The organism is Oceanobacillus indicireducens, assembly GCF_014647195.1.
GTDB lineage: Bacteria > Bacillota > Bacilli > Bacillales > Amphibacillaceae > Oceanobacillus > Oceanobacillus indicireducens.
Genome location: NZ_BMOS01000031.1, coordinates 1 through 14,060 on the forward strand (window position 1 = coordinate 1; position 14,060 = coordinate 14,060).

General features: G+C 40.7%; 20 protein-coding genes. All 20 read right to left on the reverse strand.

What is annotated here, in order from left to right; genetic code table 11:
* Window positions 1–951 (reverse strand): distal tail protein Dit (locus IEX94_RS15865; RefSeq protein WP_188858792.1); only part of this gene is annotated, 951 nt, incomplete at its 3' end.
* Between the two features lie 11 nt (window positions 952–962).
* The gene (locus IEX94_RS15870) at window positions 963–3,980 is read right to left on the reverse strand and encodes a tape measure protein (RefSeq protein WP_188858794.1); all 3,018 of its coding nucleotides are present in this window, start codon (window positions 3,978–3,980) and stop codon (window positions 963–965) included.
* A gap of 136 nt (window positions 3,981–4,116) precedes the next feature.
* The gene (locus tag IEX94_RS15875; RefSeq protein WP_188858796.1) at window positions 4,117–4,395 is read right to left on the reverse strand and encodes a hypothetical protein; all 279 of its coding nucleotides are present in this window, start codon (window positions 4,393–4,395) and stop codon (window positions 4,117–4,119) included.
* A gap of 98 nt (window positions 4,396–4,493) precedes the next feature.
* Window positions 4,494–4,847, reverse strand: coding sequence for a tail assembly chaperone (locus IEX94_RS15880; protein ID WP_188858798.1), 354 nt, complete (start codon window positions 4,845–4,847; stop codon window positions 4,494–4,496).
* A gap of 96 nt (window positions 4,848–4,943) precedes the next feature.
* Window positions 4,944–5,492, reverse strand: a complete 549-nt coding sequence (locus tag IEX94_RS15885) for a phage major tail protein, TP901-1 family (RefSeq protein WP_188858800.1) — start codon at window positions 5,490–5,492, stop codon at window positions 4,944–4,946.
* Window positions 5,493–5,503: 11 nt separating this feature from the next.
* Entirely contained in the window at window positions 5,504–5,902 is a 399-nt protein-coding gene (locus tag IEX94_RS15890; RefSeq protein ID WP_188858802.1) for a hypothetical protein, read from the reverse strand.
* Between the two features lie 53 nt (window positions 5,903–5,955).
* Window positions 5,956–6,486, reverse strand: a complete 531-nt coding sequence (locus IEX94_RS15895; RefSeq protein ID WP_188858804.1) for a hypothetical protein — start codon at window positions 6,484–6,486, stop codon at window positions 5,956–5,958.
* Between the two features lie 71 nt (window positions 6,487–6,557).
* On the reverse strand, window positions 6,558–6,899 hold the full coding sequence (locus tag IEX94_RS15900) for an HK97-gp10 family putative phage morphogenesis protein (protein WP_188858806.1): 342 nt from the start codon (window positions 6,897–6,899) through the stop codon (window positions 6,558–6,560).
* Entirely contained in the window at window positions 6,892–7,224 is a 333-nt protein-coding gene (locus IEX94_RS15905) for a hypothetical protein (RefSeq protein WP_188858808.1), read from the reverse strand. Before IEX94_RS15905 ends, IEX94_RS15900 begins: the two co-directional genes overlap by 8 nt.
* On the reverse strand, window positions 7,221–7,577 hold the full coding sequence (locus IEX94_RS15910) for a phage head-tail connector protein (protein WP_188858810.1): 357 nt from the start codon (window positions 7,575–7,577) through the stop codon (window positions 7,221–7,223). The genes IEX94_RS15905 and IEX94_RS15910 overlap by 4 nt, the downstream gene beginning before the upstream one ends.
* Window positions 7,578–7,579: 2 nt before the next feature.
* Window positions 7,580–7,834, reverse strand: a complete 255-nt coding sequence (locus IEX94_RS15915; RefSeq protein WP_188858812.1) for a collagen-like triple helix repeat-containing protein — start codon at window positions 7,832–7,834, stop codon at window positions 7,580–7,582.
* Between the two features lie 66 nt (window positions 7,835–7,900).
* Window positions 7,901–8,962: a major capsid protein gene (locus IEX94_RS15920; RefSeq protein WP_188858814.1), complete on the reverse strand. Its 1,062-nt coding sequence runs from the start codon at window positions 8,960–8,962 to the stop codon at window positions 7,901–7,903.
* A 17-nt stretch (window positions 8,963–8,979) separates the two neighbouring features.
* Window positions 8,980–9,339, reverse strand: a complete 360-nt coding sequence (locus IEX94_RS15925; RefSeq protein ID WP_188858816.1) for a hypothetical protein — start codon at window positions 9,337–9,339, stop codon at window positions 8,980–8,982.
* 15 nt (window positions 9,340–9,354) lie between these two features.
* The gene (locus IEX94_RS15930; protein WP_188858817.1) at window positions 9,355–10,089 is read right to left on the reverse strand and encodes a DUF4355 domain-containing protein; all 735 of its coding nucleotides are present in this window, start codon (window positions 10,087–10,089) and stop codon (window positions 9,355–9,357) included.
* A gap of 300 nt (window positions 10,090–10,389) precedes the next feature.
* Complete coding sequence (locus tag IEX94_RS15935) at window positions 10,390–10,848, reverse strand: DUF5662 family protein (protein ID WP_188858819.1); 459 nt, start codon at window positions 10,846–10,848, stop codon at window positions 10,390–10,392.
* Between the two features lie 63 nt (window positions 10,849–10,911).
* Entirely contained in the window at window positions 10,912–11,097 is a 186-nt protein-coding gene (locus IEX94_RS15940; RefSeq protein WP_188858821.1) for a hypothetical protein, read from the reverse strand.
* A 128-nt stretch (window positions 11,098–11,225) separates the two neighbouring features.
* Window positions 11,226–11,447, reverse strand: a complete 222-nt coding sequence (locus IEX94_RS15945; protein WP_188858822.1) for a hypothetical protein — start codon at window positions 11,445–11,447, stop codon at window positions 11,226–11,228.
* Entirely contained in the window at window positions 11,444–11,656 is a 213-nt protein-coding gene (locus IEX94_RS15950) for a hypothetical protein (RefSeq protein ID WP_188858824.1), read from the reverse strand. Before IEX94_RS15950 ends, IEX94_RS15945 begins: the two co-directional genes overlap by 4 nt.
* Window positions 11,657–12,607 carry a minor capsid protein gene (locus IEX94_RS15955; protein ID WP_188858826.1) on the reverse strand — a complete coding sequence of 317 codons (951 nt, stop codon included), beginning with the start codon at window positions 12,605–12,607 and terminating at the stop codon, window positions 11,657–11,659.
* Window positions 12,597–14,060, reverse strand: coding sequence for a phage portal protein (locus IEX94_RS15960; protein WP_188858828.1), 1,464 nt, complete (start codon window positions 14,058–14,060; stop codon window positions 12,597–12,599). The genes IEX94_RS15955 and IEX94_RS15960 overlap by 11 nt, the downstream gene beginning before the upstream one ends.

The following is a 14,060-nucleotide window of genomic DNA, read 5'->3' on the forward strand; positions in this document are numbered from 1 at the left end:
ATTTACATCAAGGAGATATATTTCTAGTCTCCCAACCATGGCGGCTTGTTGCTGGTTTAAAAAGCCCACAAATGCAGATAGCCTAAAATCTCGAATAGGAGACTCTAGGCTAGTTTTGATTGCTGGACCGTGCCAGTTGCTTCCTGTTCCGTAGGAATCAGCTACGAACCGGTTGTTACGGGGAACAATATTTCCCGTTACAATACCGCCATCAATATCCGAGTTACTTGCATCGGTCCATCCAACAGATGTATTGGCGTTTGTGTAATATCTTCTCACATAGCGTTCAAATGGTTTTTCATCTACTTCGTGCGGTTTTCCTATCATGAGATATTTTGGATACCACTCATCGCCTAGTTGCTCTAAGTCATTCTGATTTTGGATAAGAGCGTAAGTTACAGATTCCTTCGCCGTCATTTCAATGATTGGTTTGGCGTTGGCTGTGCCTTCGTTTTTTATAGTGCTGACATCAGGTAAGAGGTGGCGAGTGATTTCGGGACCGTATTTGAACGGGTCCGAGCAAATGAAATGTAGATTGCCTACTAAATCATTACTTTCCTCTTCCGGTAATTCCAGTTCCTCTAAAGATGCATAAAACAAAGCATCCTCATCTGTAAATGTAAGGACTTTTTTCGAGCCGACAAGAAGGGAATTCAGCCTTTTCAATCGTTCTCTAAAGCCGTTATTTGTTTTATCTTTAATTTTAAACTTTACAGTGATCGAGCGTGGATCTTGATAACCATTCGCATCCTCCCAAGCACCTTCCATGCCCGGGATTGGAATGATATTCCTTCTGTAAGTTGTGTTACTCCGTCCACTTACCGTTAATGTAATAAAACTTCCATCTTCATCTGTCAATTCTTCATCAAGATTCATTCCATCAAAAACAGTTTGGAGGGATAAGGAAGCACTTTGCGCACTTCCTGGTAATGTGTCTACAAACCCGTACATAAAGCACCTCCTTATTGATTAAAAGCTTGCACAATTTTTACACTTTGGTCTTGTTCGTTCGTGATATCCTCAACAAACGCTTTAAAATTACGCCTCCCCAGCATGAGATTAATGTTTGCTGGTTGTTTGCTTACTGTAACTTCATTCTGATAGTCATAACTAAATTGCCGCTGTGACCGTGCATGAATGCTGTTGATTTGGCCTGCGATGTCTATAGGTTGGATGTTTGGCATTGCGGCTAACGCTAAGCCCATCGAAGCTTTTTCTACACTTCGAACCATATTCCATAATCCAACCACAAGACCTCCACCGGTATCTTCCCCGATATCAGTTGTAACTCTGGATGGAGAATGGACTTTTAAAGCTGACCGGATTGTGCTAGCCACTCGATTCGCTATATTTCTAGCTGTAGCCATGACACCGCCAGAACTAGAGTTTAGACCACTGCGCAACCCTGCCATTGCCTGTACACCTGCATTCCTTAACTGTGCTTGTAGTCGATTGAAAATAGACACAATCCTGTTACCTGTACTTTGTGATACAGCGGCACTCTGGTTCATGCCATTTCTAAAGGCAGACGTTACAGATGACATTCCGGATCTATTTACATTCACAATCCTGTTCATATTGGTCGTTGATGCTCTATTTATCTGATTATAGCCATTTGTATAAACTTGAACCATTTGACGCATGCTACGATTCGTCATATCGTTCATCCTGCTCGTGTTTTGCTGAATGACATTGGTGGTTTGTTGCATACCTCTTTGGGTCGTTTGTGTAACAGCTCGCATTCCTAACTGCGTTTGATTTGCCACATTTTTCATCGCTGATTGGATTGTGTTTGCTATGTTTTTCATGCTAGAACTAAAACTAGATGACAATCCATTCAATGATGACTTGGACGCACTTTCTATTTTTGACATCTCCGATTCAATAGACGAAGACATGCCCTTAAAGCTATTTTCAACAGTCGATTGCATGTTTGATGCACTGCTCGTTATTTCTGATTCCATTCCACTGAAATCACTCGCCCCACCAGACGACAAATTACTTATATCAGCTAACGATGAACTTGACATGTCACTCATGTCGCCAGTGACACTAGCGCTCAAACTCTCTATGTCAATCGACCCGCTAGACTCTAAGTCCGCTAACATACTAGAAACATCAGTATTCATACCAGATACAGAATCGACCGATCCAGAATACATGTCGTCCATACTGCCCAACGCACTAACAGACAGACCCTCAACGCTAGATGAACCTGCAGCATTCAACCCCTCAAGTTCGGACGCTCCAGACATGTGTAAATCCATCAGTTGGCTTGTTCCAAATTGATTCATTTCACCAAAATGCATATCCATACTGTCATGCATTCCGCCGATGTTAGCCTCTGCCGATTCAGCCATTTTACTTGTTGAGGTATCAGCGGTGTCGGACAATCCCTCGATTGAGCTTCCGGCCTCATCAGCTGCTTCTTTTGTTCCAAACCCTAATACATCGAGAAATCCGTTCCATGCGTTACTAACCCAACTGGACACAGTTTCCACTATATTTCCTATCCACTCAAATTTCTCACCAAGCCATGTGATAACGCCAATAAGACCTACAACAACAGCAATAACGATACCTACCGGGCTAGTGAAAAACATAAAAATAGCAGCTGCTGCTTTTACGACTGTAACAACAATAGCAAATACTTTCGCGACAACCGTAACAACAGCGATAACCGATGCAACAACAGTAACTACAACACCTAATACTGATACAAGTTGCATGACCCATGAATGTGTTTCGATAAAAGAAACAATCCAAGACGTAAAGCTCGCAACCGCACTAGCAACAATAGCAATCACTTGTGCAGTAATGCCGATTAATACGGTTAGTATGGATATAAATGCTACAGCGCCGGGCTGAATAGCCTCCCACACTGCTGATATGATCGCTTGAATATTAGTCCAAATAACCTCCATATTCGTGCGGAATTCTTCATTCGTTTGCCATAAATAACTGACTGCTGCTCCGACCAACGCAAGGACGGCAATAATTGCTAACATCGGACCAGACGCTAACCCGAACGATCTTCCTAACAACTGCACCGATCCCGCTAATCCATTAATAATACCTCGCACAGTTCCAAGAGCTGCTGCTGCGGTCACTAATAAAGCGATGGACGTGGCGACCCCCATTACTATTGGCTGTAATGGTTCTAGAGATGAACGCCAGTCCTGTATTGTGCTGACGACTTCTGGAATTTTTTCAGCGATACCATTAAGCACATCCTCAAACGCCGAACCAAAATTAGACACCATCTCACGCATGTCCGGCAAGCTGTTTGATGTAAGCATTTCATCTGTTGATGTGATAATACTCTCTACACCGCGCGCTACAGCCGCTTTCATATTGTCAAATGTACCGCCCCAAGAAGCGCCGGCTTCTTTTGCCGCTCCTGCAATACCCGCGAAATTTTCTGTCCCGTTGGAAAGTGCGTCGTTCATCACATCAATGAAATGATTGGCATCCAACTCACCTTTTGACATAGCTTCCGCCACTTCTTCAACGGATTGATTGGTAGCATCAGCATATATCTGCATGGCAGGAATGCCGGCTTCTGTGAGTCTGTTCATTGTGTCCATTTGCACTTTGCCTTTTGCAACCATCTTCGCTAAAGCGTCAGATACACTAGAGAACGTTTCGTTACTTCCGTCACCATAAAAAGCAACCGCATCACCCCAAGAGGAGATTGTGTCGGTTGCTTTATCCACGTCCATGTTTGAAGTTACGAAATCTTGAGTAGCTTTTGCAGCCACATCTAACCCATATGCAGTTCCTTTAACTGTGTCATTCACAGTGTCGAGTACTTCATTAGCCTTGGCAGAACTTCCTGTCATAGTGGTCATAACACGTTCGAATTGCTCCATGGTGTCAATTCTTCCAAATGCTTTTTGTACAGAATCTTTAACTAAATTAAAGCCTGCAGACAAAGCTTGAGTAATCCCGATAGCAGCCGCCAACTTACCAATAGTCACTCCTGCGGTGCCTGTAGATTGCTCCAATCCAGATACCGCTCGTTCAGCGTCTTGGAATCCTCTTTTAAAGTCGGCTACATTTGCCCTTAGATAGGCTTCTACGCTGTAGGTTTCTGCTATAGTAATCTACCTCCCTTCAGTTAGAGTTGACAGCAGACGCAAGTCTTGCCAATCTCCTAGTCTTTTGGTCAATCTTAATCTTGGTCGAATTTCTCGCTTTCGTTACCTCTTTGAGCTCTTTTTCATAATCAAAGAAATCTTTATACGATTTAAATACAGGAACATGTTTTTTACCTTGCTCTTTAGTTGCTCCTGCAGCATTATTCAGCCACGCTTGTAAGTGTAATTCGTTATGTTTATCCACTTGCTGTAGTTGAAACGCCTCCATACGCAGGGAATACTCAAGCAAAGACATTGTTTCGACCTCATACAAACTCTTTGCGCCCAGATATCGAAAGCAATTTATTATTATTTTCCTATATGTCTCTTCAGAAGTTTCATCGATTTCTTCGCTTAAACTTTCGCCTGTTTCTTGAATTGCTCGATCTTGCTTTTCAAAAAAGGCGCTTCTTCCAACGCTTCTTGAATATCTTTAAATAACTGATCTAACTTATCTTCGTTCGCAATTTTCTCGAGTTCGTTTTCAATTTCTGTTCCAGTGGGCCTTCCTTTTAGATGTGCAGTGCCAGCCTTAATGATTTCATATAAGACGGTAGGGTTTTGCATGGATAAATAAGACATCGCTGACTCAACGCCCATCGCTAATTTGACGCCTTTGTTCTCAATTGTATAGACCTTGTCCATCTCTCTGATAAACTTCAAACCGAAGTTTAGCGTGTATTCTTTTCCGTTGATTGTTAAGTTCATGTATAATTCCTCCTAAAATATAAAAGAGCGCCTTAATAGCGCTCTTAATCAATAATTAATGTTCGTCCAATTTCTGCATCCCCAATAGCTTGGGGGTCATGAGGGAGTTTCGTCATCTCCGCCGCCATCATTTTCTGGAACGGTGTCACGAAATGCGTACTGAATAGCGGTTTGTTGTTCTTCAGTTAACGTCGCAAAGCCAAACTGCGGGACTAACTCAATCTTAAAGTCGCCAGAATAAGTTGATTCATCTTCCGTAGGAGCTGACGCTTCCCAATTCGTTAAATACCCTTGTGCATACATCGCCGGGAACTTGCCGTCATCCTCCAAGTCTTCATCGACTGTAACTTCCCATAACTCCAATTTTTCCCCATCGAGAACCGATCCCTGCAACATAGTGGCAACCGGATCATCTTTTGCCTGTACAGCTTCGATACCGGTCACCTCGCCTTCTAAATCGCCTAACTTAACAATCGTTCCGTCTTTTGTTGGAATGGCATCGGTCTCCCTTTCCAATTTAAAGGTGTGCTCAGTTTGAAAAGCTAGTTTTGCAGCTTCTTTGTCCGAGTCTTTCAACCGACGGAATAATAAAATCTTGTCTTTTCCTTCTAGCATACCTTGCCGTGCTTTATTGTTATCTGCCATGGTATTACCTCCTACTTAATAGTCATGTCTAATTCCAAAATACCGTGTAGTAACGGCATTCCTGTTGAATTATCGTTCATGATTGTTCCGTTATGTCTTTTGGGTATGATTTGATAACCGTTTGTTTCTTTAAGTTGGTAGAAAGCTTTTTTAATGCTGTTTCGCATATCCGCTACAGTTTTTCGGTCGCGCTTAGGGTCATCAGCATAAATGTGTACAGTGACTTGATAATCACCAAACAGATTAAACTTCGTTCGTCTGCTTTGCTCGAAAACCTCTCCAACGAAAACAAAAGGATATGGCGCTTCACTACCAGGAAGGTAATTGTAAGTCGCATATCCCAACTGTATACTGATAGCGAATAACGCATCATGAATCGCCTGTTCTGGTGACTTTTCAATTGTTGCCACTGCATCATCACCTACTCTTTTGCAAAATAAAAAGACACCTCGTTTGAGATGCCTTAATTTAAGTCTATCGTTAATTGATTTGAGTTTTCATCCGTCATCGGAACGAAAGTAAGTTCAAGTGAATCCTCTGCATTTTCAAGCTGATAGGTTAATTCAACTTCCCACTCACCTTGTTCGGCGTTTGGGAAATATATATCACTGTTCTGGTCTTGCCATGAATTATTAACCTCGTTAAGCAATTCGCCACTTTGTTCGATATCCATAGCAGCCATTTGCATGAAAGTCTTCTCTCCGTCGCCAGCTTGATTCAGCCACTTAAACGAGATATCAGCCAATATTGTACCATCTTCCTCGTAGATAATTACTGGATTCATGGTTAATTTGAAGTTTTGAAAGGCGAGTTCATCATTAAGATCAATAGTCTTGTTCACTACCTGTTTACTTACTTCCTCTGCGGTTTCCTTTGTGTTCGTCGTTGCATCTCCGTTTCCACTAAAAGCAATCATCATCACAAAAACTGCTATCACACCCAGTAATATAACAACGCGGGTGCTTTGTTTTGAATTTTTAAGCTTGTTCCACATAAAAGAACCTCCGATACAATAGTTAGTTAAGTATAATTTCAACTTTTAACAATTATACCATGAGGTAAAAGCTATTTCACTAGGCGCTTTAAGTCACTAATAAACTTCTTACGCTGTTCGTAGTATGAATTTGTCATAAATGGTCGAGCGTAAATGAATCTAGTGCCAAAATTGATATATCCTGCATAGTGGGCTGTTGCAGCAACTTTAGCCGTAAAACCACTATCTTCGGAAGTATATCCAATGCTACGTTTCAAATTTCCCGTATCGACCGGCGCACGTCTTTGTGCTTTTCCTTGTAATTCAGAACCATTCAACTTAACGGCATTTTTCACATCGTTTAAATCAGTATTTTTCTTTAGTTTGCCCAAAAGTTCGTCAGAGCCTTTGATTTGTATGGTACCCCTAGCCATTACTGATTCCCTCCAAATAAAAAACGCCCTTCCTATAATCGGATTGGCGTCTAATTCGGTATTTTTGCTTTTCGTCGTCTGGTTGGTCTATGTCCTCATTCAAGAAAACATAATCAACCTTGCCGTTATACGGATGCCGCAATCGGGCAACGGTAATCACTTTGTCCATTTCTCCGAATAGCTCATTCGTGCGGTCTATCCCCAGTGTAGATACATTGCATGGCAACGTCGTTTTAATCAGCTCACCATCTACCCATTTCCCCTCAATTGGATCGTAGTAAGCATCGGCCTCATTAACAAATGTTATCCTCTGACTAAATCTCATATAAACAACACCTTGCCACGTTTCGACCCAGTATCGTCTTCATCTTCAGCGTAATCCTCAATGATATCCATATAAGGGTCTAATTCCTTGTCCAAATCATAAAAATCTATACGATGCCCTTCTACTGATTCAGACTTAAATCCCTCGCTGCCAATACGATTAAAGCGACGCAATGTTACTTCCTCGATGATATATTCTAATTCCTCGGGGATAGTCTCGATAGACTTATTAACCTTACGCAATTTACCCAGCAACAGACTACGAACGTTCTTTATCAAAACATCCAGGACGGGGTCTTGCATGTCGTCCTGGATGTCTAATACTATTTTGATATTCTTTTTAATATCTGGCATGTTTATTCACCCGCTCCGGCACCTTCTAATGCTTCGACTCTTGCTACAAGTTCATTCCACTGTGTTTCTGATGGGAAACCATCCGCGCCAGGCTCCCCTTTGTCGCCTTTATCTCCCTTAGCCCCTTTTGCTCCAGTATCGCCTTTAGGACCTTGTGGACCTTCTTTACCAGCGACATCAATCAAATCATGTACATCTTCTTCTGTAATTACATGACCTGTTACTAATCTTTCCTTCAACTCTTCTTTAGTTGCCATTATTAGCCTCCTTATGCTATTTCAAAAGTTTGCCCAATCGTGGCTTCCCCTATTGGCAGGGGACCATCAGGGAGTAGCATCAGCTACTTTTGCAATAAAGATATTGTCTATAGATTCAAATGACGGTAACACAATTTCAGACACGATATTATAAACGTTTACTGGATGTGGTTCTTTTACGGATGTAACCGCAATAGCGTTGTCCACAAGTGAGACTTGCGCATCTGTATTCCCGCTCATTAAGTCAGCTTCTTCTGGAGTTGTACCGTAATATGTGTTGCCTAAGTTGCCTTCCGGAATAAGCGTGAATACATCATCCGGGAAGAACAATTGAGATTCTCCACCAACTTCAGTGCTGAATTTCTTGTTATAGACAGCAATAGTAAGACCTAATTTGTTTGATAGATACTGCTGTACCATAGAGTCAGTTAAGATGATATTTTGACCGCCTAATGGGTTCATATCTAAGCGAATTGTCTTGTTGTTAGCAAGATAGTTCCATGTTTTGCGTGTGCAAATAGCCCTCGTTGGACGTGTGCCTGTTTTATCCTCAATTTCATCCTGCCATTCTTTAATATCCGTAATCGGATTTGCATCCTCATTGCTCCATTGATCTGTTCCGGTTAAAGTAACTTGGTTATCCTCTGACAGCTGATAATCGTACTCGTAAACTTGTCGGCCGGATGTGATGCTAATTTGACCTGTAGATAGTAGCTGCATAATCATGCGCTCTGGCACAACTCGCGCGCCATCTACTAAGTTAGCTACGTCATCATAAACACGATTGATTAAAGGCATAAGGTATTGTGAATTTGCAGAACCCATGACCTTTAAAATCTCTTGACGTTCTTTCTCACCGATTCGCATACCTTCACGGAAAAATGGCATTTCTGTTTCAAGTTTTGTAACGCCGATACGGTCACGCAGTTCAGCTTTTGCATCAAATGCAGATGCTTTCAGTGCTACAGGGAGGCCTTTGCTTCCCTTAATCCAAGACAAGTCCAACCCTAGTTGCTTTTTGGATGGAAATAGCGTTTCCCCTAAATATGGAATACGATTTGAGTTGTTTTCTTGATAATACGTTGCAATATTTGGTGCATTAACTAAATCAAAAATTGTTTTTGGCATTTTATATCAATCCCCTCTTATTTGATAAATGTAATTTGTTTTAGTGCAGATACAGCTTCTTCTGTTGGTGATTCCGGTAATTTTCCGGTTTCGATGAATCCGTGAATAACCACAGCGCCCGCTGCAGGACCATAGGTAACATCAACATCGTTAAACAACACACCTTCTGCATTTTCGTCGTTAGATTTCACGGCGAATTTAGATGTGTCGTTAATAAAACCGCCACCGACAATTGTGCCGGCTGGTACGATTTTCTTTCCGTTCTCATCCGCTGAAACTCCTTCATCATCCACTGTTACAGCTAAAGCTACATAGTGATCTGGAAACTTCAAAATTTGTTTTTGTGGTCCACCAAATGATTCTTTAGTAAATTTCATCTTCTATTACCTCCATTATTTAAAATAGTTTCCTTGTGCTTTTTCTACATCAACGCTGTTTTGCTTATTTAATTTTGCTAGCTGCTTACCCAAGTTTTCGGTAGTTGAGAATCCACTACCTCCAGCTGGTGGTGTATCCTGTCGTAATTTTTCTTTGACAGCATCATTTACGGCTTTGTCAAATGCTGTTTTAAAGTTATTGATGTTTTCAAGTGTCTTTTCGGCATCTTCACCAAGTAAAATTTCCGCAAATTCAGCTGGTAGACCTTTTTCTTGTAAATCTGAAACAGCGTCAGCCTTTAATTCAGCACGTTGAATTTTCGCTTCACGTTCTGCAATTTCTTTCTCGCGTTGTGTTAATTCCTCTTCTTGACGCTCCTTTTCAGAAAGCTTGGCAAGGCGTTCTTTTTCAGCTAAAGCATCGTTGACCGCCTTTTGTAAATCCTCTTGGTGTTTTGCTTCGCGGTTTTTGAGCGCTTTATCTACTGCTTTACTGATTTCAGAGTCTACCTCTGAGCGTGTAAAGGTTTCTTTTCCTCCACCTTCTCCTTCACCAGAACCAGCACCTTCACCTTGACCCTTACCATCTCCAGTTCCTTCTCCCTCGCCTCCTTCTTCGCCACCTTCGGCAAAGAACTGTAAATCAAGAGGTAATCCTCTTTTTGTCCTATGAACTACATCTGCGGCTATATCACTTTCTGTAAACAGTGTTGTTTCAGCTAATTCTTTCACTTTATCTGCTAGATTCATTTTCATTTCCTCCATTTGCCCCATGCAGTCATTCGCTATCAATCTTTCATTGCATACAAATAAAGCCCCAAACAGTCTATTACAGCCCGTTCAGTGCTTATCTATATAAAACTATTCAATTGATGTTAAACGCCCACACACGACTTTATTTGTGCGTAATAAATAAGCCTTTTAATGACTTGCTTAGGTCGTGCAATGAACAAAACTGAAAGGCAGAGCATGCCCCACCCGAGCAGGATTCCATCGCTAATCCTTTTCCTTGCATATTAAAAGCACCTAACGCTTGTCTGCTAGGTGCGGTTAATCAAATATAGCAACACTGTTTTTAAATATTTCTTTCAGCTCGTCTGAATAATTGAATCGTTTTTGATTGATTTCAATTGATTTTCTAATATCACCATCAACATGTCTTAAAGTCGCCGCCTTCCAGTCACAAAACATTTCAATTATATCTAACAAGTTCATTCCTTGGATACCATTCTTATAATGCTCTGGATGGTGGCTGTTGTTTTCATAATGATGTTTAAGTGCTTTTTGCATACCTTTAAGATTTTCGTGGTATTCAGTAGAACCATATGTGCTAGATGCTAACTTAGGTGTGTACTCTGTAAAAATTTCAATTTCAGGACTTTCTAATTTTGACTTATCATGTACACGTCCTCTTTCTTCTAACTCAACAATCACTCTACTAAGACACCTTCTTACTTCGTTAATATGGTTAATAGTATCTTTCCTACATTTCTCTTGAGTATATTCCAAGATTTCACCCCATTCACTTAATACAAACGGCTACCGCACCTGGTAGCTAGGAGATTATACCACTTATATAACTTTTTTCTCATCGTCAATAAGCCCTTTTTCTTGGTAAAACATAATCTGGTAAGCAAGTACAGATACAACGCTATCGAAATCAAGCTTTTCCCCGTTTTCGCTTGCTTTTCGCATGATAAAACCGAACATTTCATCCTCGTTGATTATAGGTTCTGACCGGAATATTTTATCTGACACAGTATCACTTCCTTTCAGTTAACGACTTATTAAGCTTTTCCAATTCCTTGCGAATCTTGGTTAATTCAGCGGCGATTGTTTTAGCTACTTTTTCCAATCAAAGTAACCTCCTTACCAACATTGAATGACTAATTTCGTTGTATGCTAGACATCATTGCGACAAACGCTATAAACCCATCTTTCGTTAGTTCTTGCGCTTCTATTTGCTGACTCACCGTGTAACGTTCATCAGTGCAATCCGCAATTTCTTTAACCTCGTTAAATATTTTTCGCAGTTCAACAAAAGCATCAACGAACTCTATGGCACTTTGCTTTTGTTTCTTGTTTTTATAGAGTTTTAAATCAATCATTTACAATCCCTCATTTCTGAATGGCCTTTGATATATTGCCATTCACCTTTATCTCCAATCCTCCACTTGAATGTAGCCTCTTTCATGTAATAAGTCGCCGCGTCATCACTGGATAGGAGATTGAGATTAACTAAAATCATTAATGTTCTCAAAAGGATTCTGTTATAAAGCGTTCGTTTTATTTGAATGGTTACTTTAAGACTTTCCATTTACAATCCCCTCGCTTCTAAATCTTTTTCAAATGCTTCTCTGGACATGTAATTTGATGTGCTGCAACGACAATTTGGGTGCATGGGGTACATATTAATTCCTATTTCCATGTCTTTAATCTTGAATACTTTATCATCCAATGGCTTACATTTATCACAAGCTGATGGTTCAGCAATATAAACATATTCATCAAATCCACTTTGTTCTGCACTATCTTTAAATACATCCGCTTGCACTCTTGCAAGCTCTGTTCTTAGTAATCTCTCTGAATTAGAAATACTAGCATTAAACACTTTCCGTAATTCTCTCGCTAACGCTCTTGGGTTTAACCCTTGAACAATCCCGCGTTGAAGTAACTTATCGAGTTCAGCACGTAAAGCATTCTGATTGGTCCACAACCTATCTGACCATGCGGCCGTTAAAAATGATGCGTTAACAATAGATGCAATATGTTTTTCACTGTAATTCAAGGTTTGTCCTAAGATGCCGGCTTGTCGCTCAAATTCAGCCTTGGCTTGTTTTGTTAATTCCTGCAACATGAAACTTTCTTCATCACTAAGCAAAGAGAATAACTCCAATTCAATGTTAAGCTTCAGGAGTTCCAAACGATTTACACCCATTGTAAAGTTGTAGATTCGCATTTCCATGTTCGGCTTATCTCTAAATGACAACCAACGGATGAAGGGTATGTTTGACTGTGATAATTTAACATATCGCTTTGCTTTTCTAGCGTATTTCTCAACATCTAGCTTTCTAGCTCGCCTTCTAGCTTCACGAATGGAAATTCCTTCTACATCCGCATATCGACCGTAGAAGGCTTCAATTTGAGCTTCTATTTCCTCCATAGCTTGGAGGTGTAGCTGCCTTAATCGACGGGCAAGCTTTTCGTCGTTTTTGATGGATTGTTCGATGTGTTTTAATTCTCGATCACGCCAGTAATTATTCGCCATCGGCTGTCACTTCTTCAATTTTGTCACCGGGGAAATCGTACAGATTTTTATTTATCGGTTTTCGTTTTTCCTCTTCCTCAATGCGCTCTAGTTCTTCATCCGCGTTTTCTACAAAACGCAATTGATCAATCATTGTTTTCTGCGATAACCTACCGCCTGCAGCATTAAACCATTCCATTTCTTGCGCAATATTCTTCGGTAGATTCTCCGTAAATGTAATTGTTAGCTTAGAAACGTCAAACTCACCTTCTGACGCCATTTTCATAACGTTGTTGATTAATCGGTATCGATCACGCAAAGACTTCTTGAAACGGCGCTCTTTTGCAGCTCGTTTTTGTTCTAAGAGAAATAACTTGTATTTCATGGCTTCGCCTGATTGGTTAGCACTGAATCTTTCATCATTCATATTTGGCGTCGCGGTAAATAGATGGATATCATTCGCCAATCGCGTTTTATAAGCTTCCGAACCTTGTACGTCGTATTGTTTGTACAAATACTTAGCATCTGCCCTACCTTCACGACCCTCACCATCGACTGGCGGTTCGAAATGAAATAGGTTCGCATCCTTCATCATTTTCATGATTTCTAACGGGTCCTTATCGCCGTATCCATCCAAATCAAAACGCCCGAATATAGCTAAAATAGCATCATTAAGGTCCTGGGAATAATTTGCGATATCTGACTGTGCGCCATCGTATAAATCGATAAGCGTCAGAACATCCTCGAAATCACCTTGTCGGAAACGATTATTTTCATACTCAATGATTGGCACACCGCCAAAAACATGTGGCTCTGCATCATCTTCTGTCAATTTTCCATCTTCATCAATTTTGTAAATGATTCGATAGGTATCTGTATACAAATACACAGATTCTTCTTTCGTGTAGTCATTATAAAAATAACGCACCCCAGCAATTGGAGTACGCTCTACTGTGTCATCATAAATGACAAATGTATTCATAACGTCTACAGTGGTAAATCGGTTCTCGTCCGCCTTACTGCGATATAACAATTCATAGGCTCGCCCGAAAATGGATTGGTCCAGAATCAATTCACTGTTATGTTCATCAGCATCATTGATTCGATTCATATCACGAAGCATTTCTTCAACATTTTTATCATCATAAGAAGTTTTTAATGGAATACCAACCATATAGCCTTGGATGAATTGACTCACATATTTAGCAAAGTTATGCGTTGCTCGGTTATCTGCCTGGTGTTCTTCTTTACGGCGCTGGCCTTCTAGAATGGTTTCGTTGTTGCCTTTGTAGTAGTTTTCTAACGTCCGCAATCTCGGCCGTTGGACACTCTTATGATTCTCAATCATATCCGCCAGATGGTTAAGGTTATCGAGTAACTTGTCTATGCTGGGATAGGTGTAGTGCTTATTTGCTTCGTCTGGGAATCGTTGTTTGAGAAGCTTGTTTTCTTTAATTAGTACATCTGTAGCCAT

Bases quoted from the DNA above. Each gene is read 5' to 3' on its own strand.
- IEX94_RS15950 (WP_188858824.1), bottom strand. From the start codon at position 11,656: ATGGAAAGTCTTAAAGTAACCATTCAAATAAAACGAACGCTTTATAAC.
- IEX94_RS15960 (WP_188858828.1), bottom strand. From the start codon at position 14,060: ATGGCTACAGATGTACTAATTAAAGAAAACAAGCTTCTCAAACAACGA.
- IEX94_RS15885 (WP_188858800.1), bottom strand. From the start codon at position 5,492: ATGGCAGATAACAATAAAGCACGGCAAGGTATGCTAGAAGGAAAAGAC.
- IEX94_RS15880 (WP_188858798.1), bottom strand. From the start codon at position 4,847: ATGAACTTAACAATCAACGGAAAAGAATACACGCTAAACTTCGGTTTG.
- IEX94_RS15920 (WP_188858814.1), bottom strand. From the start codon at position 8,962: ATGCCAAAAACAATTTTTGATTTAGTTAATGCACCAAATATTGCAACG.
- IEX94_RS15895 (WP_188858804.1), bottom strand. From the start codon at position 6,486: ATGTGGAACAAGCTTAAAAATTCAAAACAAAGCACCCGCGTTGTTATA.
- IEX94_RS15905 (WP_188858808.1), bottom strand. From the start codon at position 7,224: ATGAGATTTAGTCAGAGGATAACATTTGTTAATGAGGCCGATGCTTAC.
- IEX94_RS15925 (WP_188858816.1), bottom strand. From the start codon at position 9,339: ATGAAATTTACTAAAGAATCATTTGGTGGACCACAAAAACAAATTTTG.
- IEX94_RS15915 (WP_188858812.1), bottom strand. From the start codon at position 7,834: ATGGCAACTAAAGAAGAGTTGAAGGAAAGATTAGTAACAGGTCATGTA.
- IEX94_RS15900 (WP_188858806.1), bottom strand. From the start codon at position 6,899: ATGGCTAGGGGTACCATACAAATCAAAGGCTCTGACGAACTTTTGGGC.
- IEX94_RS15910 (WP_188858810.1), bottom strand. From the start codon at position 7,577: ATGCCAGATATTAAAAAGAATATCAAAATAGTATTAGACATCCAGGAC.
- IEX94_RS15875 (WP_188858796.1), bottom strand. From the start codon at position 4,395: ATGTCTTTGCTTGAGTATTCCCTGCGTATGGAGGCGTTTCAACTACAG.
- IEX94_RS15930 (WP_188858817.1), bottom strand. From the start codon at position 10,089: ATGAATCTAGCAGATAAAGTGAAAGAATTAGCTGAAACAACACTGTTT.
- IEX94_RS15945 (WP_188858822.1), bottom strand. From the start codon at position 11,447: ATGATTGATTTAAAACTCTATAAAAACAAGAAACAAAAGCAAAGTGCC.
- IEX94_RS15955 (WP_188858826.1), bottom strand. From the start codon at position 12,607: ATGGCGAATAATTACTGGCGTGATCGAGAATTAAAACACATCGAACAA.